Origin of the sequence: Snodgrassella alvi, assembly GCF_002777855.1 — a bacterium.
Lineage (GTDB): Bacteria > Pseudomonadota > Gammaproteobacteria > Burkholderiales > Neisseriaceae > Snodgrassella > Snodgrassella alvi_E.
Genome location: NZ_MEIK01000040.1, coordinates 151628 through 174941, shown reverse-complemented (window position 1 = coordinate 174941; position 23314 = coordinate 151628). Strand labels below are relative to the sequence as shown.

Sequence of the window (23314 nt, the reverse complement as noted above, 5' to 3'; positions counted from 1 at the left end):
TCCACTACAAGTGAACATTTATTTCAGCTGTCCACGCTGATAAGAATCATTAAAAGGCTTGAAGTTGTGGTCGTGAAGTTTCTGAGCAGCATCAGCTAACCAGTTTGTGTTGCGGAGCAATACCCGTCCCTCCATAATCAGGTCGGCCTGTTTGGTTTGCAATATATATTCTGCTAAATCCGGACTATCCAGTAAGCCCACTGTTGCCACTGGGATTCCAACTACTTGTTTCATAGCGGTAGCAAACGGTGTTTGATAGCCGCCGTGTAAAGGTAAATCAGGAGCGTAATCCATTACACCACCGGTAGATACATCAATTACATCTATGCCGTCACGTTCTAACCACTGGCCTATTTGCTGCCAGTCGGCAATTGTGTTTTGCTGACCACTTTGGTCGTAGTCTGATAAAGACAGACGTACCCATAGTGAACCAGAAAAATGCTCACGGATATCGGTAACAATTTCATGCAATAAACGATATCGATTGGCTAAAGAACCACCATAGTCATCGCTGCGATGATTACTCAATGGCGATAGAAATTCACTGATTAGATAGCCATGTGCGGCATGGATTTCAATCACATCTACGCCGGCTTGCTGTGCTCGCCGAGCTGATGCAATAAAGTCAGAACGGATTTGTTTGATTTCGTCCTGAGTAATCGCTTTTGGGATTTTGGAGTTAGAATTAAAGGCAATGGCACTGGGTGCAAGTGGCTGGAGTGCGTCTTCGGCTTTGCGTCCGGCATGGGCCAGCTGTACACCAACTTTACTGCCAAGATAATGTAACGAATCCACCAAATGAGTGAATTTTTCAGTCTGCTTATCATCCCACAAACCTAAATCACGTTTGGTGATACGTCCTTCAGGCTGTACAGCAGTGGCTTCAATCATAATCAGGCCTACATTAGAAATGGCTCGTGCCCCATAATGAGCAAAATGAAACGGCGTGACAATGCCATCTTCTTTTTTAACTTCATACATGCACATTGGTGCCATAACAACGCGGTTTTTCAGTGACAATTGTCCAATGGTAATAGGGGAAAATAGTAATGACATGAATGCTTCCTTTTATATTAATAATATATCTTAAATTATTACTATATTTTAACGATTAGTCACACCAAATGGGATATGTACTGAAGGTAGGAATTTTGCCACATTTTGTAAATGAGTAAGTTGATCATCGAAAAAAATATGTGGGTTCATAATTTCTAAAACTTTATTCTTTGCTATTCCACCTAAGAAAAAAGCTTCGTTAATTTCTATTCCTAAATTTCTTAAAGTTTTAATAGCCCTTTTATGTGATGGTGCATTTCTTGCTGAGACCAATGCTATTTTAAGAATAGGTTGAAATTTAGGGTCTTGAGAAATTTTCTTGTGTTCTATTTGTTGTATTTGAGCTAATCGTTGTATAAATTTATTTAGCGGGCCAGGATTATGGATAATATCTTGTTTAGATTTTTCATTTTCATGGAAACTTTTTAAATTTCCTTCTCTTTGATAAATTAATTCTGCTTCGTCATCAATTATTACGCCATCGAAATCAAAGGCTATTCTTAACTCACTGTCCTGATTATCATCCTTGATGCTTCCTTTCATTACTATTCCTGCTGGATAACCCTCACTTACTGCTAGTTTCACATCATCACTGTTTGCTGTTAAAAATAACTCAATATCGAAAGCAGGAATATAGGATAGAGGTGATTTTCCTTGTAAAAATACAGCTCTGGTAATGTTTAATCCGTAATGTTCTATTGAGTTCATAACTCTTAAGCCGGTATCCGGATCGTTTCTAGATAATAATATTACCTCCACAAGTGGCTCATCTTCGGGTTTTAATGTTAATGAATTTAAAGATAAAAGCCTTTTGATGAAAGGGAATGCAACACCTTTTTCTAAAGGTATATTTTCATTTTTTCTTTGGTATTTTCTATAATGTTGCTCACCCTTAGATTTGAATATTTTATCTGATTTTTTTAAATCAAATAATGCACTTGAAGCTAATCCTATTACTAATCTTTTGGTTAAATCATACGGCATTCTTTCGCTAAACTCCTTTAATAATTTTGTAATGTAGTTTATAAAATTACATGTAAATATATAATTAATAAGATTATAATTTATGGCACAGATCGCCATATCTAAAACCCAGCCAGTCAACATCAATATTTTTTCCAAAAGCAATCACTTTAAATAATTCGCCCATTTCCTGTGTATCAAGTAGGGTATGACAGGCCGCTGCTGCCTTTATATACGCTGTTTCATCCGGCAGGCCTGTTTGTGCTAAAAGTTCGGTAATACCTAGATTCAGCAGAAAAGTTGCCTGAGTGGTATAGCCAATTAAATCGAGCTTATTTTCTACCCCGGCATCGGCTATGCGGGTGAAATTAACATGTGCGGTTAGATCGGTTAGACCGGGGTAATAAAAAGGATCATGGATGGTGTGATGGCGATAATGGCCGATTAAAGTGCCTTGCCGTCGCTGCGGATGGTAATACTGCGCCGCATCGAAACCATAATCTATCCAAATCATGGCACCGCGGTGCAGTTTCTGTGCCAGTGTGGACACAAAAGCATGTTGTTGCGGATGCAGTTCAGACTGATACATTTCACTAGTGACAGGAAAAGTTTCCATTACCTGTTGCTTTATCTGCTGATTTTTGACGGGCTGAGGAGACCAGCACAAATGGTTATCCTGCCAGCTCACGCCCATTTCTTCTATTTGATTTCCCACACACTGATATATCGGTACCGGCATGGCATCCAATACCTCATTGCCAAGCAAAATGCCGTCAAACTGTTCTGGTAAACAGCTTAAATGAACAACTTTATCGACCAAATCAGGGATATGGGTCTGGATATATGTGCGCTGACGCTCGGCCAGCTCGGCTGATAGTTCTATGATGTAGTAATGCTTAAGTTGTCCACTATCTAATGCAGTCAGTACAGCTGTAGCTAGCTGGCCAGTACCAGCTCCAAATTCGTAAATATTGCCAGCCGTTTGTGGCAATAGTGCATTTAATTGCTGTGCTAGTGTATGACCAAAAAGCGGAGTCAGTATAGGAGCAGTAATAAAATCGCCATTTTGTCCGAATTTCTGCGCACCACCGGTGTAATAACCATAAGCCGGTGTGTACAGTGCCATCTGCATGTAATCAGCAAAAGAAAGCCAACCACCATGCTGGTTGATTTTTTGCTGAATTAACGAAGTGAGTGTTGCTGAGTTAGCCGCAGCAAGTTTATCCGGGATAGGTAAATTATCCATAGGTTATATGGTGAATATGTAAACAGAAGAGCATTATAAACGCTCCCTTCAGCCTGTGCTGTCTTGCATCAATATGCCTAAACGGCACAATGGTTATGGCTTAGAAGAATAGTTAATTAATGTATTGAATTAGATGATTTTTTCAATGAACAGTGGTTTTTCTGAGTGGCTAAAATTTGATTTGATTGCATTGACCCTGCAAGCAAAATTGACTTATAGTGTGAATAAGTGTGTAAAGGTGTGGCAAAGTGGGGGATAATCCCGATTCAGTCAACTGGAGCTAATAATGTTTGGCGGCGCGTATGAATTAAGTATAGACAGCAAAGGGCGACTGGCAATACCAGCTAAGTTTCGCGACTTGCTGGCGCGTCATTTCACTCCAGTACTGGTGGCTACGCTTGAAAAGCGCACACATTTATTACTTTATCCTGAATCATCATGGCGAAGTGTAGAGGCGCAGCTGTTGCAGCTACCAGTGGCGGGTAACAAAGTATTGCAGGCTTATCAGAATTTGCTCTTGCATAATGCAGATACTATGGAGCTGGATAGTGCAGGCAGAGTATTGTTGCCGGCGCATCTGCGTCGGTTGGTGAATTTTGAGCGTGAAGTATATGTTGTAGGTCGTGCTAATCGCATCGAAGTATGGGGTAGGGCACTCTGGGAAGAACAAAATAATGCCGCATTGGATATGGATGAAGACATGCTGGCAGCAGAGCTGGGCAAGACCCAGCTGCAATTATGAATAAATCAATGAGTAATGGTGGCCACATAACAGTGCTGCTGAATGAAGCAGTTGCTGCTTTACAAGTGAAACCCAACGGTGTCTATGTTGACGGAACTTTTGGCCGTGGCGGCCATTCGCGTCAAATACTGTCACAGCTGGGAAATGATGGCAGGCTGGTGGTGTTTGATAAGGATCCACAGGCAATAGCTGTCGCGAGGCAGCTGGCACAGCAGGATAATCGCGTACAGGTAGTACATGAAGGCTTTTCAGCGTTAAACAGCTCACTGAAGCAGTTGGGTATCGACAAGATTAACGGAGCGCTGTTTGATTTGGGAATTTCATCCCCGCAAATTGATGAAGCAGAGAGAGGCTTTAGTTTTCGCTTCGATGCACCGTTGGATATGCGCATGGATACCACACGCGGGCAATCAGCTGCAGAATGGCTGGAGGTGGCTGGGGAGCAGGCGATACACGAGGTAATTAAAAATTATGGTGAAGAACGGTTTAGTCGCCAGATTGCACGGGCAATTGTGGTACAGAGAGAAGAGAAGCCAATTACCACAACCGGCCAGCTGGCGCGTCTCGTTGCACAAGTCGTCCGTACTCGTGAGCGCGGACAGGATCCGGCCACACGTACCTTCCAGGCCATTCGCATCTTTATTAACCGTGAACTGGAAGAAATAAGCGGGGTGCTGCCACAGGCAATGGAAAGCCTGAATACTGGCGGCCGGCTGGCAGTGATTTCATTCCATTCACTTGAAGATAGAATTGTAAAACACTTTATGCAGCAAAATAGTCGGCCGGCGCCTCTGCCACGCTGGGCTGTACTTAAAGAAGCGGAGCGTGAACAGCCTCCGCTACGATTGATTGGTAAAGCGCAGAAGCCTGCTGCTGCTGAAATTGCTGCTAATCCCCGCGCCCGCTCGGCAGTATTGCGTGTAGCAGAACGTAGTTGATGGAAAAGATTTATGGTTGATTGGCTATGAATAAAATCAACATTATTTTGCTGGTATTAGTACTGGCTTCAGCTTTTGCTGTTGTAACAGTACAAGACCGCTCGCGCCAGTTTTTTATAGCGTTGGATAAGGCTCAAAAAGGAGAGAGTCTTTTAAATGAAGATTTCAGCCGGCTGAAATTGGCACAGGCGCGGTTATCCAATCATCAGCTGATACAGGACGCTTCAGCACGACAGAACCTGCATTCGCCGTCACTGGCTGAAACGCGTATGCTGGCTGCTCCGCGGCCTGTTAAATGATGAAATAAAAGGTCACAGATTAATGGAAAAGCTGCTAACTGGCAGCATGATCCAGCAGTGGAACAAACTACTATGTTAATTAAAAACGATTATAAGCCACGCATGCTGCCCCGCGAAGTGAAGCAGGTAAAACCTGTGACTACGAACGGAAGGATAGTATTGGTGCTGGGTGCTCTGGCTGTGGCCTTCGCCATGCTGATCGGACGCGGTGTGTATTTACAGACTGAAAAACACGAATTTTTAAAAGAACAAGGCGACCAGAGATTTGTGCGTACTCTGCCATTGGTGGCCACACGCGGTACAATTACTGATCGTAATGGCGCGGCACTAGCTATCAGTGCGCCGGCTGATTCTTTATATGCAGTGCCCTCAGCCATGGAGCAGATGCCGACCGATGCGCAACTACAGCAATTGTCAGCTTTGATAGATGTGCCATTGGCAACGATTAAAAGCCGTCTCAGCCGTAATAAAGACTTTATCTATCTGAAACGTCAGCTGCCACCAGAAGTTGCCGAAAAAGTTGCTGCACTTAATATAAAAGGCCTAGCATTTCAACATGAAAGTAAGCGTCATTATCCTATGGGGCCGATTTTTTCCCATATTATTGGTTTCACTAATATTGACGGCAAAGGACAGGAAGGCTTGGAGCTGTCCCGCGAAAGTGTTCTGCACGGTGTAGACGGTGCTAAAGTGGTATTACGTGATAACAAAGGCAACATAGTTGACAGTCTGGATTCACCACGTAACCAGCCGCCCAGAAACGGTACCAATATGGTACTGTCCGTTGATCAGCGTATTCAGTCTATTGCCTATGAGTCTTTAAATAAAGCAATGCAATTCCATCAAGCTTCAGCTGGTTCAGTAGTGGTATTGGATGGTAAAACAGGGGAAATTCTTGCACTGGTCAATTCACCGGGATATGACCCTAACAATCCTGGAGCCACAGAGAGTGATGCCCGCCGTAACCGTGCAGTAACCGATATGATTGAGCCGGGTAGTGCGATGAAACCGTTTACCATTGCTAAAGGGCTAGACAGCGGTAAAATCAGACCTAGTAGCGGTTTCAATACCCTACCGTATAAAATTGGTCCGGCCACAGTGCGGGATACACATAATTACCCTTACCTAGATGTCCGCGGCATTATTCAGAAGTCGTCTAATGTAGGTACAAGTAAAATTTCTGCTATGTTTACGCCGGAAGAAATGTACAACATGTATACTTCTATCGGTTTTGGTCATCGCATGCATTCTGGTTTTCCCGGTGAAACCCCAGGGGTCGTGCGCGACTGGCATAGCTGGCGCCCGATTGAGCAGGCAACCATGTCTTTTGGATACGGCATTCAGATGAGTTTGCTCCAGTTGGCACGTGCATACACTATATTTACTAATGATGGTGTGCTATTGCCAGTAAGTTTTCTGAAACTGGACAAAGCACCGCAGGGTGAGCGCATCATCCAGCCGAAAACAGCACAGGAAGTACGGCATATGATGATTGCCGTTACCCAACCAGGTGGTACCGGCCTGCAAGGTGCAATTGATGGCTATGATGTTGCCGCTAAAACTGGTACTGCACGTATGCTTGTTGATGGTCATTACTCAGATTCCAAGCACATGGCTACATTCATTGGTTTTGCTCCGGCAGACAATCCACGAGTAATCGTAGCGGTGAATATCCAGAATCCTACTGCCAATGGCTATTATGGTGGCCCGGTTTCCGGTCCGGTATTCCATGATGTGATGGTAGGCACATTGAATGTGCTTGGTGTTTCACCCACAAGACCAGTTAAGACAAGTGTGCACACTGAAAAACATTAATCTTCAGACAATCTGTGTCATCACAGATTGTTTTCTATTTATAAATAAAAATATTTGAAACGGCAGTATTATGTTTTCCCTGAAAAAGCCTTTGCCTGAGTATCATTTATCGGCTGAAACACACGCGATAGTTGCAGGAAGAAACTTGCGTGCGGACAGTCGACAGGTTCAGCCAGGCGATGTGTTTGTGGCCTGTCAGGGAGAGTATTCCGATGGTCGTGATTTTATTCAGTCTGCTATCGATAATGGGGCCGAATTTGTTTTCTGGGATGATGATGGCCATTTTCAGTGGCAGGAAAGCTGGAAAGTAAAAAACGAGCCGGTAGCAAATTTACACCAGCGTGCCGGTCTGGTAGCAGCTGCCTGCTATGATAATCCGGGCAGCAAACTAGCTATCTGGGGTGTGACCGGTACCAATGGTAAAACCTCGGTATCCCAATGGCTGGCGCAGGCATCAGATATTCTGGGTAAGAAATGTGCCATTATGGGTACGGTAGGCAATGGGTATTGGCAGCAGCTACATGATACTGTCAATACTACCATGGATGCGGTAACCAATCAGACTTGGTTGCGCCGCTTTGTACAAGAAAATGTCTCTGCAGTGGCCATGGAAGTATCCAGTCATGGCTTGGATCAAGATCGTGTAGTGGGTGTGCCTTTTACCAGCGCTGTCTTTACTAATCTAACCCGTGATCATCTTGATTATCATCATAGCATGCAGAATTACGGTGCTTGTAAAACTTCACTTTTCTACTGGCAGGGTCTACAACACGCCATTATTAATATTGATGATGAATTCGGCTTTCAGTTATGGCAGCAATTGCATCGTGATTGTTCGCAGTTAACTGTACTGGCTTATGGTTTTCATGCACAAGCAGATATTCACATTGCTCACTTTCAGGCCTCAGCTAATGGTATGCAAATACAATTAAGCACCCCCTGGGGAGAAGGTCTTGTGCATACCCATTTACTCGGGCGTTTCAATGCACAGAATCTGGCAGCCTGTGTCGGGGTATTGTGTGCCAACGGTTTTGCTTTCGCAGATGTACTGGCGGTCTGGCCGCATATTCGGCCAGCTACCGGACGAATGGATTGCTTGATGGGCGATAAACAGCCATTAGTAGTGGTGGATTATGCACATACGCCAGATGCGTTGGAAAAGGCATTGGCTACCTTACAAGAAATTAAACCGGCAGGTTCACATTTATGGTGTGTATTCGGCTGTGGCGGTGATCGTGACGCAGGTAAAAGACCACTAATGGGCGCGGCTGCAGCAGCAGGAGCAGATTATGTCGTGGTAACCAGTGATAATCCGCGTACAGAAAATCCAGAGGCGATTATCAATGATATTTTACCGGCAGTGGCTGAACCGGCATTGGTGGAAGCCGACCGCAGCAAGGCAATTGATTATGCGGTGAAGCATGCTGCCATAGGCGATATTGTACTAATTGCTGGTAAGGGGCATGAAACCTATCAGGATATCGGTGGCCACAAGCATCATTTTTCTGATTTTGAAGTAGCGCAGGCAGCCTTACAGCAGCGTGGCTGCTGAAATGCATATATTGAAATAACATGTCGAATTTAGATCTAAATTTTATTTATCAAACTTTTGGACAGGTATTACCGAGCCATAACCAGCCGGTAAATAGGGTAATTATCGATAGCCGCCTGATTCAGCAGGGTGATGTGTTTGTGGCCATTCAGGGAGAACACTTTGATGGCCATGATTTTATTGATGAAGTGCTGGCAAAAGGAGCAGCGTTGTGCATTGTCAGCTGCTCTGACTGGAAAACTAATGCACGTTGTTTAGTGGTGGCTGATACACAACAGGCTTTAGGCCAGCTGGCTCATGCTTGGCGTATGGTGGTTAATCCGCAATTACAGGTTTTCGGTGTGACTGGTTCGGCTGGCAAAACTACTGTAAAGGAAATGCTGGCTACTATTCTGCGTTGCCACGCGGGTAAAGATGCGATTTTGGCAACTGCTGGTAATTTTAATAACCACATAGGGTTGCCATTAACATTGCTGCAATTAAAACCGCAGCATCGCTACGCCGTAATTGAGATGGGCATGAATCATGCCGGCGAACTGAGTTATTTAACTGGTTTGGCGCGTCCAGATTTTGCTCTGGTTAATAATGCTTTGCGTGCTCACATTGGCTGCGGTTTTGCAGATGTGGCCGATATTGCATGTGCTAAAAGTGAAATCTACCAAGGTTTAAATGCTAATGGGATTGGCTTTGTTCCGACTGATGACGGACAGTCTGAGCTTTATATCAAAGCTTTGCATGGTAAAAGATGTGTTCGCTTTGGTACAAAGCTGGGTGATGTGCATGCTGAAAATATTGTTTTGCAGCCATTAGGCATTGCTTTTGACCTGCATAGCCCGCAAGGTGAGACACATATAAATATACCGGTGCCCGGATTGCATATGGTACACAATGCGGTAGCAGCCTGCGCGATGGCGCTGGCAGCAGGTTTACCTTTGTCAGCTTTGCATGGACTGAATGCATTTCAAAACGCTAAAGGCCGCTTGCAGCAGAAGCACAGTATGAATGGTGCGCTGGTCATTGATGACACTTATAATGCCAATCCTGATGCATTCAAGGCTGCAATTGATGTGCTGGCAGCTTTTCCGGCACCACGGGTCATTGTTATGGGTGCTATCGGTGAGCTTGGCAATAATGCTCCTGCTTTGCATGCTGAAGTCGGTGCCTATATGCGTGAACGAGGTATTGAGGCTGCGTTTTTTATCGGTGAAAACAGCCGATATGCTGCTGAAGCTTATGGGGCTAAAGAAGCGTTTTATCAGGACAGAAACCGGCTGATTGAAGATTTACGCGCCTGGGATCAGCAAACGGCGACTATTCTGGTGAAAGGTTCACGTTTTATGCACATGGAAGATGTGGTTGCTGCTTTAACGCAAGAATAAAATGCGGTAACCATTGATTGCCGGTTTGATTGTTTGGTGCTTTCGTTACCGGTTTAGGTTGTCGGAATAATTATTTCCGTCAGCAGTGATTATTTGATTAACCGTCATGGCCTGAGCTGTGGCAAGGAAAAACAACCATGCTTTTGTGGTTAGCTGAACTTTTTCATTATTGGATAAGTGGTTTTCATTTATTTCAATATACTACTTTTCGTGCTGTAATGGCCGCGCTTACGTCTATGGGACTAAGCCTTGCGTTTGGGCCATGGATGATCCGCAAATTAACTCAACTCAAGGTCGGACAGGCCGTTCGCGATGATGGACCTAAAACCCATCTAATTAAAAGCGGTACTCCCACAATGGGCGGAACGCTGATTTTATTGGCAATTACGGTTACAACATTATTATGGGCCAATCTGGCTAATCCTTATATTTGGGTGCTGTTGCTAGTGATGCTCAGTACCGGAGCGCTGGGCTTTTATGATGACTGGAAAAAGGTCGTTTACAAAGACCCACATGGTGTATCGGCCAAATTCAAGATGATATGGCAATCTACCGTAGCACTAATTGCTGGAGTGGTGTTGTTTTATGCTGCGCATTTAAGTTCAACAACTACTTTTATTGTGCCGTTTTTCAAGGAAATTGCTTATCCTTTAGGTGGTATAGGCTTTGTGGTGCTGACTTACTTTGTAATTGTTGGCACATCCAATGCAGTTAATTTGACGGATGGTTTGGATGGGTTGGCGGCTTTTCCAGTAGTGCTGGTGGCTGCGGGCTTGTCTATTTTTGCCTATGTGAGTGGACATGCAGAATTTGCACATTATTTGCAGTTGCCCCATGTGCCCGGCGCCAATGAAGTCATGATATTTGGTGCAGCCATTTGTGGCTCGTGTCTGGGTTTCCTATGGTTTAATGCTTATCCAGCACAGGTATTTATGGGTGATGTCGGGGCATTGGCTCTGGGTGCCGCCTTGGGTACGATAGCGGTGATAGTGCGTCAGGAAATTGTGCTGGTGATTATGGGCGGCTTATTTGTTGTAGAAGCTTTGTCAGTGATGCTACAGGTAGGTTCATATAAATTACGGCGTAAACGTATTTTTCTGATGGCACCGATCCACCATCATTTTGAGCAGAAAGGCTGGAAAGAGACGCAGGTAGTAGTACGTTTCTGGATTATCACCATGATTTTGGTGCTGGTGGGACTTTCTTCTCTGAAAATACGATAATGGCCTTAAAATATTAGTTTCAGGCCTTGAATGTGTAACTGAAAAATAAATGTAGGACTAAGCCATGACTGACTGGCGTAATAAAAAAGTTTTGGTTGCAGGGTTGGGACGTACCGGTGTTTCAATGCTGGCATTTTTGACTCAAGCTGGCGCTAAAGTGGCCGCATATGATATGCAGCCGGATGAAGCAACGCGTCAGTCAGTTCTCAATCATTATCAGGTTGACATTCATACGGGTGAATTGGCGGCAGTTTTGAATCAGCATCATTTTGATGTGCTGGCGTTAAGCCCAGGTATAAGCCAACGTGATACAGCAATTGTTGCTTTTAAACGTGCCGGTGGGCAAGTAGTTGGTGATGTAGCTATTTTAGCTGAACTACTGGCTGGTAGCGGTAGCAAAGTAATTGCAATTACCGGATCAAATGGCAAAACCACCACCACCAGTCTGGTAGGATTTTTATGTGAAAAGTGTGGTCTGGATACCGTCGTTGCAGGCAATATAGGCACACCGGTTCTTGAAGCTTATCTAGCACGCGACGGTAAAACCGCCGATGTGTGGGTGCTGGAACTTTCCAGTTTTCAGCTAGAAACCACTCCATGTCTCAATGCCACTGTGGCTACAGTGCTGAATGTGTCTGAAGATCATTTGAATCGCTATGATGATTTACTTGATTATGCACACAGTAAAGACCGGATTTTTCGTGGTCACGCCATGCAGGTATTGAATGCTGATGACACATTCTGTTGTGCCATGCTGCGCCACGAACATAATGTGAAATGGTTTTCTTTACAAAAAAATACCGACTACTGGCTGAATCAAGGTGTGCTCTCTGCTGGTAATGAAGCTTTACTATCCTTTGATGCACTACCTCTGCAAGGCAAACATAACGCTGCCAATGTGCTGGCTGCGTTTGCTTTATGTGAAGCCATAGGTTTATCGCGAGCGCAACTGCTGAACCATGTTGGTGCTTTCAAGGGGTTGCCGCATCGGGTTGAAAAAGTGGCTGAAGTCAATGGTGTCACATTTATTGATGATTCAAAAGGAACCAATGTCGGTGCAACTTGTGCAGCACTGTTTGGGCTGGATAAACCAATCGTGTTGATAGCGGGCGGACAAGGGAAGGGACAGGATTTTTCGCCGTTGCAAACAGCTTTACGTGATAAGGCTCGGGCAGTGCTGCTTATTGGTGTAGATGCACAGCAGCTAGGATCTGTTCTGGATGGAGAAAATTATCCGGTAGAATATTGTGATGATTTACCTCAGGCTACTCAGCGTGCCTTTGCACTGGCTAAAGCGGGTGATATCGTGCTACTGAGTCCAGCATGTGCCAGTTATGATATGTTTAAAGGATATGCGCACCGTAGTGAAGTATTTATTGCCAGTGTGCGACAGTTGCAGGATAGCCAAGCATGATTACCGAATCACGTTTGCTCGACCGTAAATTATTACGCCGCGGCGATACATTCGACCAGTCACTGCTGTGGATGGTGGTGCTGATGGCCAGTTTTAGCCTGATTATGGTGTATTCGGCTTCTATTGCTTATGCAAGACATGATGGCGGCAGTACTTATTTTTATTTAGTTCGCCAGGCAGTTTTTCTGCTGTGCGGCGGGCTGCTTGGTTGTATTGCCGCGCGTATTCCTCTACGTACATGGAAAAAACTTACACCACTAGTATTACTGCTCAGTATTCTGTTGTTGATATTGGTACTGGTGATGGGGCGTGAAATTAACGGTGCCCGCCGCTGGATTAATGTAGGTATGGTCAATATTCAGCCTACAGAAGTGTTCAAGCTGGCTATTATTCTGTATCTGTCTAGTTTCTTTACCCGCCGAGCAGAAATATTAAAAGAATTTAAAAAGGTTTGGTTTGCTGGTATTCCGGTCGGTCTTGGTCTTGGGCTGATTATGCTGGAGCCCGATTTTGGATCATTTGTTGTGGTATCCGTTATTGCTGTCGGCCTGCTGTTTCTGGCTGGTTTACCTTTTCGTTGGTTTATGGCGGTTGTTGGTTTCGGTTTGCTGGCCATGATTTTGCTGGTGCTGTTTGAACCTTACCGTATGGCGCGCGTGGCCGGTTTTCTTGACCCGTGGGCTGATCCGCTTGGTAAAGGCTATCAGTTGACCCATTCATTAATGGCCATCGGTCGTGGTGGCTGGTTTGGTGTCGGGCTTGGCGCCAGTTTGGAAAAACGTTTTTATTTACCTGAAGCTCATACCGATTTTATTCTCGCGGTAATTGGAGAAGAATTCGGTTTTGTCGGTATTTTGGTACTAATGTTTTGTTATATTTGGTTAGTGATCAGAGCTTTTTCAATTGGCAAGCAGGCACGTGATCTAGAGCTGTTTTATGGTTCATTTGTTGCCAAAGGTATTGGTATTTGGTTGGGTATCCAGAGCTTTTTTAATATTGGTGTCAATATTGGACTTCTACCAACTAAAGGGTTAACTTTGCCTTTGCTTTCCTATGGCGGTTCTGCGGTGATGATTATTCTTATTTGCGTGGGCTTGCTATTACGAGTTGATTATGAAAACCGACGGGTCATGCGTGGTTTTAAAGTTTAATTTATCCTCAAACATAATGAGTAAAGCGGATATTCAATGAATGCAAAAACCTTTATGGTCATGGCGGGCGGTACAGGCGGGCATATATTTCCTGCACTTGCTGTTGCTCAGGAGTTGCAGGCTCAGGGACATCGTATTGTCTGGCTAGGTAGTGAAGGTGCAATGGAAACGCGTCTGGTACCACAATACAACATTCCGTTGGAAACTCTCTCTATTAAAGGCATTCGTGGTAACGGAATAAAACGAAAATTACTGTTGCCGTTTACTTTAGTAAAAACCATTGCTGCCGCACGGAGAATTATCCGTCGGTACAATGTTGATGCGGTTATCGGTTTTGGGGGATTTGTCACTTTTCCCGGCGGCATCGCAGCCAGATTATGCGGCTTGCCGTTGATTGTACATGAGCAAAATGCTATTGCCGGTTTATCTAATAAAGTACTGTCTCATTTTGCCAGTCAGGTGATGTATGCATTCCCGCAGGTTTTTACCAACCAAAACGGGCTGGTAGGTAATCCTGTTCGAGCAGATATTGCAGCATTAACCCCTCCAGCACAACGCTTTGCTGGTAGGCAGGGCGTGCTGAATATTTTGGTGGTGGGCGGTAGTCTGGGAGCCGATATATTAAATAAAGTTGTGCCACAGGCTATGGCTTTATTGCCGGAATCGCAGCGTCCGAATCTGCTGCATCAGTCTGGACGCAATAAATTAACACAGTTACAGCATCAATATGATGAATATGGTGTTAAAGCAGAATGTGTGGAATTTATCACCGATATGGTTTCTGCATACCGTGAAGCTGATCTAGTGATATGCCGTGCTGGTGCACTGACTATAGCTGAACTAACCGCTGCTGGCTTGGGCGCGATTTTGGTGCCTTATCCGCATGCCGTTGACGACCATCAGACTGCTAATGCACAGTATATGGTTAAGGATGGCGCGGCCGTGCTAATGCCTCAAACTAGCCTAAATGCCCAGTCCCTGCAAACGGTACTGGCTGATTTGTCACGCGAACAATGTTTGCAGATGGCAGAGAAAGCTCGGGCATTGGCTCAGCCGGATAGTGCGGCTAAAGTTGCAGCAGCGGCAGTGGCTAGTGTGCTTTGAACAATGATTAAAGAATGGCCGGAAGATGTTGTATAGCCTGAGCCGGCCGGAAAAGTAAATATAGTATGAAAGAAAATATGAAAGACCGTATCCGTCACATACATTTTGTGGGTATTGGTGGTACGGGTATGTGCGGTATTGCTGAAGTATTACATAATGAAGGCTATCAGATTAGTGGTTCTGATTTAGCTGATAATGCCGCCACTCAACATTTGCGGGCTATCGGTGTGCAGATTAGCTGTGGCCACAGTGCAGATAATATTTGTGGTGCTGATGTGGTTGTGACCTCAACCGCGGTAAAGAAAGATAATCCTGAAGTGGTAGCTGCACTGGAACAAAAAATTCCAGTTATTCCTCGCGCCATGATGCTAGCTGAAATCATGCGTTTTGGACGGGGTATTGCGATTGCCGGTACACATGGAAAAACAACAACTACCAGTCTAACTGCTTCTGTGCTCGCCGCTGCCGGATTGGATCCGACTTTTGTTATCGGCGGACGCTTAACTGCTGCCGGCAGCAATGCCAAGCTGGGTAAAGGGGAATATATTGTTGCCGAAGCTGATGAATCCGATGCATCTTTTTTATATTTGACTCCTCTATTCACTGTTGTGACCAATATTGATACTGATCACATGGATACTTATGACCATGATGTTGAAAAACTGCATCAGGCTTTTGTTGACTTTGTGCATCGAATGCCATTTTACGGCAAAGCCTTCTTATGTATCGACAGCGAACATGTGCGTCAGATATTGCCGCTGATTCAGAAACCCTTTGTTACTTACGGACTGGATGACAGTGCCGATTTATATGCTAGCAATATAGTAGCCTGCGGTGCGCAGATGCGTTTTGATGTTCATACACGCAAAAAAGGTATTAATCCATTTAGTGTAACGGTCAATATGCCGGGACAGCATAATGTTTTAAATGCACTTGCTGTAATCGGTGTGGCACTGGAAATCGGTGTTTCTGTTTCTGCAATACAGATTGGGCTAGAAAGCTTTGCCGGTGTTGGTCGCCGTTTTCAGCAATACGGTGATATTTCTTTGCCGGATGGCGGTAAAGCATTACTTATTGATGATTATGGGCATCATCCGGTAGAAATGTCTGCTACTATTGCTGCAGCACGTGGTGCCTATCCAGACCGCCGACTGGTAGTGGCTTTTCAGCCGCATCGCTATACCCGAACCCGTGACCTTTTTGAAGATTTTGTACAGGTACTGACTAAAGCTGATGGTGTAGTGTTAACGGAAGTATACGCAGCAGGTGAGGATCCAATTGTGGCCGCAGACAGTAAAGCTTTAATGCGAGCTATTCGGGTTTTAGGCAAAGTTGAACCGATTTATGTAGCAAACGTGGATGAAATGGCACCCACTTTATTAAATGTGTTGCAAGATGGTGATGTTTTGCTCAATATGGGTGCTGGTAGTATCAATAAAGTACCAGCCATGATTACCGAAATGGCCGCAGCTATTTAGGTATGGCAATCTATATCGTGTGCAAGAATAGTAGTAATTGAAAGAAATACAGGAAAAAATAAAGTAATGAATAATTTTGGTAAAGTCGCCGTACTGATGGGTGGCTTCTCCAGTGAACGTGAGGTGTCACTGGCCAGTGGCGCGGCAATTTTAACAGCGCTCAAAAGCCGAGGTGTGGATGCACATGCTTTTGACCCAGCTGAGCGACCTTTGTCTGACTTGGTCAGTGAAAAGTTTAAACATGCTTTCAATATTTTGCATGGTTCCTTTGGGGAAGATGGTGTGGTGCAAGGCGCATTAGAAGCCTTGGGTATACCGTATACGGGTTGCGGCGTAGCTGCTAGTGCTATAGGTATGGACAAATTTCGCAGCCGTCTTATCTGGCAGGGCGTTGGTTTACCCTGTGTCCCTTTTATTGTATTACATGACGATAGTGATTTTGCTGATGTAGAAGCAAAACTGGGTTTGCCTCTGTTTGTTAAACCGGCAGCAGAAGGCAGTAGTGTAGGTGTGATGAAAATCAGACAGACGGGTGAGCTGGCTAAGGCTTATCAGCAGCTGAAACAATATCACGGTGAAATTCTGGCAGAACGTGCTATTGAGGGTGGAGAATATACCTGTGCTATTTTGGGTGAGGAGGTGTTGCCCAGTATACGTATTCTTCCGGCAACTGACTTTTATGATTATGAGGCCAAATACCACCGTGATGATACCGTTTATTTATGTCCCGCAGATCTGACACCCCCAGATGAGCAGCACATGCGGGATCTGACAGCCCGGGCATTTAAAGCTCTGGGGGGTCGCGGCTGGGGAAGAGTAGATTTTCTCCGTGATGCAGACGGAACGATTTATATTCTGGAAGTCAATACTGTGCCAGGCATGACAGGTCACAGTCTGGTGCCTAAAGCGGCACGTGAAATTGGCTTGAGTTTTGAAGATTTGTGTGTTGAAATTTTAAGTCATGCGACTTTGGGATAATGCGCAGGCCTTAAAACGGCTTTATCGCTGGTTATATGTTTGTGTATTGTTCTGTCTGCTGGGTGCAGGCGGAACGTGGCTGGTTCACTCACCTTACTTTCCGGTACGGCAAATAAAAGTGTTACAGCCGTTGAAAAATTTGCAGTCTTCCGAAATTGAAGAAATCAGTAAGCAGTATTTGCGTGGTAATATTTTTACCGTGAATGTTAGTGCTGCACAGGCGGCTTTAGCTAAACTGCCATGGGTCGCCAAAGTTCAGGTAAAGCGGATATGGCCTGATACTGTACAGCTGGAGATTAAAGAGCGGGTACCTGTGGCACGCTGGAATGCTCAGCAACTGGTGGACAACGATGGACAAATTTTTACTGCAACCAGTCAGCAACAGTTGCCATTATTTACTGGAACCAACAGTTCCGCTCGCTACATGACTGTACATTTGCTAACATTCGAAAGTTTGTTACAACCAACCGGCTTGCATATTCAGCAATTACAGCTGAGTGACCGTTCTGCCTGGCAGTTGAAACTGACTAATGGTATGACACTGCGACTGGGTCGGGAAAAAGTAGAGCAGCGTCTGTCGCATTTTGTCTGGGCATGGCCTCAGGTATTGCACAATCAGGCCGCTGCTATTGACTATGTGGATTTGCGCTATCCAGATGGTTTTGCAATACGTTATAAAAACAAAGCTGTATCAGCTTCTGCTGACGATAATTTCTCAGAAGATGCTGCAACAATGGATCAGCAGGATGCACAGTTGGATTGATCCGGACAGACCGATTGATAATTTGAATTTAAAGTGATGACCATGGTTAAAGGTAAAAAATACATCAGTGCGTTGGATATCGGCACGTCAAAAGTAATCGCCCTGATTGGTGAAGTACAGGAAGACAACGAAATCCACATTGTTGGTCTGGGACAAGCGCCATCTCGCGGTTTGAAGGCAGGGATGGTAACCAATATCGAAACCACAGCACAGGCTATCAAGCAGGCCATGGAAGAAGCACAGATGATGGCTGATGTACCGGTAGAAAGCGTTACCACTGGTATTGCGGGCAATCATATCCGTAGTTTCAATTCGCAGGGTGTGGTAAAAATCAAGGATGGTGAAGTTAGTCAGGCCGATATCGACCGTGCGATTGAAACCGCTAAAGCAGTAAATATTCCGCCTGACCACGATATTCTGCATACAGTTGTACAGGAATTTATTATTGATAATCAGCCCGGTGTACGCGAACCAATCGGAATGAGCGGCGTGCGTCTGGATACACGTATTCACATTATCACCGGTGCAGTTACTGCCATGCAGAATATTCAGAAATGCGTCAATCGTTGCGGTTTGCAAATCAGCAAAATGATTCTTCAGCCGTTGGCGAGCGGACAGGCGGTGTTGACTGAAGATGAAAAGGATCTTGGCGTCTGTGTAATTGATATCGGCGGAGGTACCACTGATATTGCTGTCTACACCAACGGAGCTATCCGGCATACAGCTGTCATTCCAGTTGCGGGAGACTTGATTACCAAGGATTTGGCTCAGGCACTACGCACACCGCACAGTGCTGCTGAATACATCAAAATCAACCATGGCGTAGCGCTGGCTACAATGGATGGACTGGATGACATGATTGAAGTGCCTAGTGTTGGAGATCGCAATCCACGTCAGATTTCACGCCGGACACTGGCCAGTGTTATTGGTCCGCGTGTGGAAGAAATTCTGGAGCTGACATTAAACGAATTACGTCGTTCCGGCTTTCCCGAGGATGTGCTCACGTCCGGTGTGGTTTTAACTGGTGGAGCGTCATTATTACCCGGCATGGTAGAGCTAGCTGAAGATGTATTCAATCTGCCGGCGCGTATTGGCGTTCCACAGGAAATGGGCGGTGTATCGGAGAGGATTCGCAACCCGCGTTATGCCACCGCAATTGGCCTATTGCAGGCAGCATGTGAAGATGACAGTAAAAATGACCTGCCTGTTGCCACTGCTGCCGAACCGAAAGAGTCATGGCTTTCCAAATTACAAGCTTGGTTTAAAAACAATTTTTAACTTATCTAACACAATAAATGACAGAACTTTTGCGCATTGTGTATAACTGTCGATATAATGATAGTTATACAAGGGTTTAAAATGATTATGCGCATGTTTTGTCAGGAGACATAAATGCAACTGGTATATGATGTTGTGGAGACAGTAGTCGGTGCTGCCGTTATCAAAGTCATTGGTATTGGCGGTGGTGGCTGTAATGCTATTAACAATATGGTTGAAAATGCGGTTGCCGGTATTGAGTTTATCAGTGCTAATACTGACGCACAGTCTTTACAAAACAGTAAAGCCTCAAAACGCATTCAACTGGGTAACAATCTAACCCGGGGTCTCGGAGCTGGCGCTGATCCAGAAATTGGTCGGAATGCAGCCATGGAAGACCGTGAAGCATTGTCAGATGCTATCCGCGGTGCCAACATGCTGTTTATCACTACTGGCATGGGTGGCGGTACTGGTACAGGCGCAGCACCTGTTGTGGCTGAGCTGGCCAAGGAAATGGGTATTCTGACCGTTGCAGTGGTGACACGCCCGTTTGAATATGAAGGTAAGCGTATTCAGGTGGCGAACAACGGCATAGAAATTCTGAAAAATACCGTTGATTCTCTGATTGTGATTCCAAATGACAAACTGATGTCAGCATTGGGCGAAGATGTCAGCATGCGTGAAGCATTCCGTGCTGCAGATAATGTATTACGCAATGCGGTGGCTGGTATTGCTGAGGTTATTACCAATCCGGGTATCATCAATCTTGACTTTGCTGATGTGAAAAACGTGATGAGCATCATGGGTATGGCAATGATGGGTTCAGGCAGTGCTCATGGCGTTGATCGTGCCCGTATTGCTACTGAGCAGGCTATTGCCAGCCCGCTGCTTGATGACGTGACACTGGATGGTGCGCAGGGTGTTCTGGTAAACATTACTACTGCTCCAGGTTGTCTTAAAATGTCAGAATACAAAGAAATCATGAGCATGATTGATGAATATGCTCATGACGAAGCTGCGTTGAAATATGGCACTTCTGAAGATGCCAGCATGGAAGAAGGCGAAATACGCGTTACCATTATTGCTACCGGGTTACAAGAACAGAAAGCTTTGCATCATCAGCAGCAAAGCAATCTGCGTGTTTTGCAAACGGTACAGGCTACTGGTACCGAAGATGCCTATCCGGATATTGGCAGCGTTGTACGCTCTGGCCGCAGTGCACGTAGTATGAATCTGGCTGCTGCTGATTTTTCTAATCAGTCCGTTCTGGATGATTTTGAAATTCCGGCTGTGATTCGTCGACAGGCAGATTGATATTTTTAGAAATATTAAAGCTGTCCAGAATGAAATTCTGGACGGCTTTTTATTTTCTTAAATTCAAAGAAACGCTATTTTTGATTCTAGCTAAATATACCAAAAAAATTTATTGCAAAAGCGTTTCAGATTGCAGACACAATTTGTAGAGTCTGATCTAAAACTACCAAACTAAGCAATAATTTATTTGTAGGGAAGTTCAAGAGTTTTAAATTATACAGTCAGAAATATGTAGGTTGGGCTGGAAACCTGAAATCCCTTACAATAGATAGCTAAATTAATCTGTTTCAGATAAAAATTAGTGAAGTCAGAATAATATGAGTGACGTAATCCAACAATCAGACCACGGTGAAGATTATCTCCTTTTAGGGCAGTATGCTGAACGTGCTTATCTAGCCTATGCTATGAGTGTGGTGAAAGGTCGGGCATTGCCGGATGTGGCAGACGGTCAAAAACCGGTACAGCGGCGCATTCTGTATGCCATGAAAGATATGGGCTTGGTACATGGCTCCAAGCCAGTGAAATCGGCGCGCGTGGTGGGTGAAATTCTGGGTAAATATCATCCGCATGGTGATGCATCTGCCTATGATGCGATGGTACGCATGGCTCAGGATTTTACTTTACGCTATCCATTGATTGACGGTATCGGTAATTTCGGATCACGCGATGGCGATAGTGCTGCAGCCATGCGTTATACAGAAGCACGTTTAACTCCGATTGCTGAATTGCTGCTGTCCGAAATCGACATGGGTACGGTGGATTTCATTCCCAATTATGATGGTGCCTTTGTTGAACCTACGGTTTTGCCAGCTCGACTGCCGATGATTTTGTTGAATGGCGCTTCTGGTATTGCAGTTGGTCTGGCTACAGAAATTCCTTCACATAATCTACGTGAAGTTAGCGCGGCGGCTATAGCATTATTGAAACAACCTACTTTAGATACTACAGCTTTAATGCAGCATCTACCTGGCCCTGATTTCGCTGGCGGCGGGCAGATTATTACTTCACCGGAGGATATTCAGGTTATTTATGCTCAGGGTAAAGGCAGTATTCGAGTACGGGCACGGTACGAAATAGAAAAACTGGCACGTGGACACTGGCGGGCAATAGTAACCGAGCTACCTCCGGGTACTTCTGCGCAAAAAATATTGGCAGAGATAGAAGAACAGACTAATCCTAAACCTAAAACCGGTAAAAAAAATCTGACTCAGGAGCAAATGAATACGCGCACACTGATGCTTTCGCTGCTGGAGAGAGTGCGAGATGAATCAGATGGACAGGCTCCGGTGCGGCTGGTGTTCGAACCGAAATCCAGTCGCATTCAGCCGGATGAATTCATGAATACATTACTGGCTCAAACCAGTCTTGAGGGAAATGTAGCGATTAATCTGGTAATGATGGGGCAGGATAATAAACCTGCGCAAAAAAACCTTGTTCAGATTCTGCGTGAGTGGCTTGATTTTCGTATTCTGACTGTTACACGACGTTTGCAGTATCGGTTAGAGCAGGTAGAAAAACGTATTCATATTTTGCAAGGCAGGCAGACTGTATTCCTGCATATAGATGAAGTTATTCGCGTTATCCGTGAATCAGATGAACCTAAACAAGAATTGATATCGGCATTCGGCTTAAGTGAGATACAGGCGGATGATATTCTGGAAATTCGTTTGCGTCAGTTGGCCAGATTGGAATGGATTAAACTAGAAACAGAATTGAATAAACTGCAGCAGGAGCGTGAGCAATTAGTTTCGTTACTGGAAAATGAAATTGCCAAGAAAAATTTGGTAATTAAGGAAATTGATGTAGATACCAAACTTTATGGCGATAACCGCCGCACTCTGATTCAGCCGGCAGAGCGCGCTACACTTACTCAGATGACAGCCGATGAGCCGGTTACGCTGGTATTATCGAAGAAAGGCTGGCTGAAAACGCGGGTTGGGCATAATTTGGATTTGAGCCAGACCACCTTTAAAGAGGGCGATGGCCTAATGCAGGCCGTGGAAGGTCGTACGGTATGGCCGGTTATACTGCTGGACTCGCACGGACGTGCCTACAGCGTTGACGCAGCCAGCATTCCTGGTGGTCGCGGTGATGGCGTGCCGGCCGGTTCTCTAGTTGAGCTTGATCAAGGGGCGACAATCGTTGCAATGCTCACTGCCTTACCTCAGCAGCATTACCTTTTGGCCAACAGTGGTGGCTATGGTTTTGTGATTGCTTTCAAAGATTTGGTTAGCCGTACTAAAAACGGCAAAGTGGTGATGACGGTTAATGATAATGAAACATTATTGCCACCCCTGCCGGTGCCGGCCAAATCCTTGTCCGCCGGTAGCCAAACCGAGCTGATTGCTGTTTCCAGTGCTAACCGTCTGCTTGCTTTTCCTTTACTTGAACTCAAAGTGATGGCTAAAGGGCGCGGTCTGCAAATCATGAGTTTGCCGTCTGATGAGACATTAAATTACATTGTGCTGTCAGACTCACCAGAATTTACGTTGGAAACTCAAGGTAAACGAGGTGGCCGTCATCAGGAAACACTGCGTGTACAGGATATCAGTAACAGGAGAGGACACAAAGGTAAAGAATTAAGCGTTTCGGGCGCAATTCTGGCTATTTATGGTACTTTGAATGATGGAAATTAAGCCGGT

Annotated in this window: 19 protein-coding genes; 16 read left to right on the top strand and 3 right to left on the bottom strand. The window is 45.0% G+C overall.

Going from position 1 to position 23314, the window contains the following annotated elements:
• Positions 1-18 precede the first annotated feature (18 nt).
• From BHC43_RS09770 to BHC43_RS09760, 3 genes are read right to left on the bottom strand one after another with little or no spacing between them, the layout of a single operon-like run.
• Positions 19-1056, bottom strand: a complete 1038-nt coding sequence (locus tag BHC43_RS09770; RefSeq protein WP_100157266.1) for an NADH:flavin oxidoreductase/NADH oxidase — start codon at positions 1054-1056, stop codon at positions 19-21.
• Positions 1057-1104: 48 nt separating this feature from the next.
• Positions 1105-2163 carry a 5'-nucleotidase gene (locus BHC43_RS09765; RefSeq protein WP_257378018.1) on the bottom strand — a complete coding sequence of 353 codons (1059 nt, stop codon included), beginning with the start codon at positions 2161-2163 and terminating at the stop codon, positions 1105-1107.
• Entirely contained in the window at positions 2114-3265 is a 1152-nt protein-coding gene (locus BHC43_RS09760; RefSeq protein WP_100157265.1) for a class I SAM-dependent methyltransferase, read from the bottom strand. The genes BHC43_RS09765 and BHC43_RS09760 overlap by 50 nt, the downstream gene beginning before the upstream one ends.
• 286 nt (positions 3266-3551) lie before the next feature.
• On the opposite strand from BHC43_RS09760, the gene mraZ reads away from it, so the two are divergent.
• The 16 genes from mraZ to parC all read left to right on the top strand — a co-directional run bounded on the left by mraZ (position 3552) and on the right by parC (position 23308).
• Positions 3552-4007: a division/cell wall cluster transcriptional repressor MraZ gene (mraZ, locus tag BHC43_RS09755; protein ID WP_100140395.1), complete on the top strand. Its 456-nt coding sequence runs from the start codon at positions 3552-3554 to the stop codon at positions 4005-4007.
• Positions 4004-4945, top strand: a complete 942-nt coding sequence (rsmH, locus tag BHC43_RS09750) for a 16S rRNA (cytosine(1402)-N(4))-methyltransferase RsmH (RefSeq protein WP_100157264.1) — start codon at positions 4004-4006, stop codon at positions 4943-4945. Before mraZ ends, rsmH begins: the two co-directional genes overlap by 4 nt.
• A gap of 26 nt (positions 4946-4971) precedes the next feature.
• A complete protein-coding gene (gene ftsL, locus BHC43_RS09745; RefSeq protein ID WP_100140393.1) occupies positions 4972-5244 on the top strand; it encodes a cell division protein FtsL in 273 nt (90 codons plus the stop codon).
• Between the two features lie 72 nt (positions 5245-5316).
• Positions 5317-7059, top strand: a complete 1743-nt coding sequence (locus BHC43_RS09740) for a peptidoglycan D,D-transpeptidase FtsI family protein (RefSeq protein WP_100140392.1) — start codon at positions 5317-5319, stop codon at positions 7057-7059.
• A 70-nt stretch (positions 7060-7129) separates the two neighbouring features.
• Complete coding sequence (locus BHC43_RS09735) at positions 7130-8611, top strand: UDP-N-acetylmuramoyl-L-alanyl-D-glutamate--2,6-diaminopimelate ligase (protein ID WP_100157263.1); 1482 nt, start codon at positions 7130-7132, stop codon at positions 8609-8611.
• A 20-nt stretch (positions 8612-8631) separates the two neighbouring features.
• Positions 8632-9990, top strand: a complete 1359-nt coding sequence (locus BHC43_RS09730) for a UDP-N-acetylmuramoyl-tripeptide--D-alanyl-D-alanine ligase (protein ID WP_100140390.1) — start codon at positions 8632-8634, stop codon at positions 9988-9990.
• 137 nt (positions 9991-10127) lie between these two features.
• Positions 10128-11213: a phospho-N-acetylmuramoyl-pentapeptide-transferase gene (gene mraY, locus BHC43_RS09725; RefSeq protein WP_100140389.1), complete on the top strand. Its 1086-nt coding sequence runs from the start codon at positions 10128-10130 to the stop codon at positions 11211-11213.
• A gap of 64 nt (positions 11214-11277) precedes the next feature.
• Entirely contained in the window at positions 11278-12627 is a 1350-nt protein-coding gene (gene murD, locus BHC43_RS09720) for a UDP-N-acetylmuramoyl-L-alanine--D-glutamate ligase (protein WP_100157262.1), read from the top strand.
• A complete protein-coding gene (gene ftsW, locus BHC43_RS09715) occupies positions 12624-13778 on the top strand; it encodes a putative lipid II flippase FtsW (RefSeq protein ID WP_100140387.1) in 1155 nt (384 codons plus the stop codon). The genes murD and ftsW overlap by 4 nt, the downstream gene beginning before the upstream one ends.
• Before the next feature lie 36 nt (positions 13779-13814).
• Positions 13815-14882: an undecaprenyldiphospho-muramoylpentapeptide beta-N-acetylglucosaminyltransferase gene (murG, locus tag BHC43_RS09710; RefSeq protein ID WP_100157261.1), complete on the top strand. Its 1068-nt coding sequence runs from the start codon at positions 13815-13817 to the stop codon at positions 14880-14882.
• A gap of 77 nt (positions 14883-14959) precedes the next feature.
• Positions 14960-16360 (top strand): UDP-N-acetylmuramate--L-alanine ligase, encoded by a 1401-nt coding sequence (murC, locus tag BHC43_RS09705; RefSeq protein ID WP_100157355.1) that lies wholly within the window; start codon positions 14960-14962, stop codon positions 16358-16360.
• Between the two features lie 66 nt (positions 16361-16426).
• Entirely contained in the window at positions 16427-17338 is a 912-nt protein-coding gene (locus tag BHC43_RS09700; protein ID WP_100140385.1) for a D-alanine--D-alanine ligase, read from the top strand.
• Complete coding sequence (locus BHC43_RS09695; RefSeq protein ID WP_100140384.1) at positions 17322-18101, top strand: cell division protein FtsQ/DivIB; 780 nt, start codon at positions 17322-17324, stop codon at positions 18099-18101. The genes BHC43_RS09700 and BHC43_RS09695 overlap by 17 nt, the downstream gene beginning before the upstream one ends.
• Positions 18102-18143: 42 nt before the next feature.
• The gene (ftsA, locus tag BHC43_RS09690; protein WP_100140535.1) at positions 18144-19379 is read left to right on the top strand and encodes a cell division protein FtsA; all 1236 of its coding nucleotides are present in this window, start codon (positions 18144-18146) and stop codon (positions 19377-19379) included.
• 114 nt (positions 19380-19493) lie between these two features.
• Complete coding sequence (gene ftsZ / locus BHC43_RS09685; protein ID WP_100140383.1) at positions 19494-20672, top strand: cell division protein FtsZ; 1179 nt, start codon at positions 19494-19496, stop codon at positions 20670-20672.
• Positions 20673-20989: 317 nt separating this feature from the next.
• Entirely contained in the window at positions 20990-23308 is a 2319-nt protein-coding gene (parC, locus tag BHC43_RS09680; RefSeq protein ID WP_100157260.1) for a DNA topoisomerase IV subunit A, read from the top strand.
• Positions 23309-23314: the final 6 nt, after the last annotated feature.

What these genes read in the sequence shown, in the direction of transcription:
- ftsL (WP_100140393.1), top strand. Translation starts at nt 4,972, where the DNA reads ATGAATAAAATCAACATTATTTTGCTGGTATTAGTACTGGCTTCAGCT.
- BHC43_RS09770 (WP_100157266.1), bottom strand. Translation starts at nt 1,056, where the DNA reads ATGTCATTACTATTTTCCCCTATTACCATTGGACAATTGTCACTGAAA.
- BHC43_RS09760 (WP_100157265.1), bottom strand. Translation starts at nt 3,265, where the DNA reads ATGGATAATTTACCTATCCCGGATAAACTTGCTGCGGCTAACTCAGCA.
- murC (WP_100157355.1), top strand. Translation starts at nt 14,960, where the DNA reads ATGAAAGACCGTATCCGTCACATACATTTTGTGGGTATTGGTGGTACG.
- BHC43_RS09700 (WP_100140385.1), top strand. Translation starts at nt 16,427, where the DNA reads ATGAATAATTTTGGTAAAGTCGCCGTACTGATGGGTGGCTTCTCCAGT.
- BHC43_RS09695 (WP_100140384.1), top strand. Translation starts at nt 17,322, where the DNA reads ATGCGACTTTGGGATAATGCGCAGGCCTTAAAACGGCTTTATCGCTGG.
- parC (WP_100157260.1), top strand. Translation starts at nt 20,990, where the DNA reads ATGAGTGACGTAATCCAACAATCAGACCACGGTGAAGATTATCTCCTT.
- mraZ (WP_100140395.1), top strand. Translation starts at nt 3,552, where the DNA reads ATGTTTGGCGGCGCGTATGAATTAAGTATAGACAGCAAAGGGCGACTG.
- BHC43_RS09730 (WP_100140390.1), top strand. Translation starts at nt 8,632, where the DNA reads ATGTCGAATTTAGATCTAAATTTTATTTATCAAACTTTTGGACAGGTA.
- BHC43_RS09740 (WP_100140392.1), top strand. Translation starts at nt 5,317, where the DNA reads ATGTTAATTAAAAACGATTATAAGCCACGCATGCTGCCCCGCGAAGTG.
- ftsW (WP_100140387.1), top strand. Translation starts at nt 12,624, where the DNA reads ATGATTACCGAATCACGTTTGCTCGACCGTAAATTATTACGCCGCGGC.
- rsmH (WP_100157264.1), top strand. Translation starts at nt 4,004, where the DNA reads ATGAATAAATCAATGAGTAATGGTGGCCACATAACAGTGCTGCTGAAT.
- BHC43_RS09735 (WP_100157263.1), top strand. Translation starts at nt 7,130, where the DNA reads ATGTTTTCCCTGAAAAAGCCTTTGCCTGAGTATCATTTATCGGCTGAA.
- ftsZ (WP_100140383.1), top strand. Translation starts at nt 19,494, where the DNA reads ATGCAACTGGTATATGATGTTGTGGAGACAGTAGTCGGTGCTGCCGTT.
- murD (WP_100157262.1), top strand. Translation starts at nt 11,278, where the DNA reads ATGACTGACTGGCGTAATAAAAAAGTTTTGGTTGCAGGGTTGGGACGT.
- ftsA (WP_100140535.1), top strand. Translation starts at nt 18,144, where the DNA reads ATGGTTAAAGGTAAAAAATACATCAGTGCGTTGGATATCGGCACGTCA.
- mraY (WP_100140389.1), top strand. Translation starts at nt 10,128, where the DNA reads ATGCTTTTGTGGTTAGCTGAACTTTTTCATTATTGGATAAGTGGTTTT.
- BHC43_RS09765 (WP_257378018.1), bottom strand. Translation starts at nt 2,163, where the DNA reads ATGTTGACTGGCTGGGTTTTAGATATGGCGATCTGTGCCATAAATTAT.
- murG (WP_100157261.1), top strand. Translation starts at nt 13,815, where the DNA reads ATGAATGCAAAAACCTTTATGGTCATGGCGGGCGGTACAGGCGGGCAT.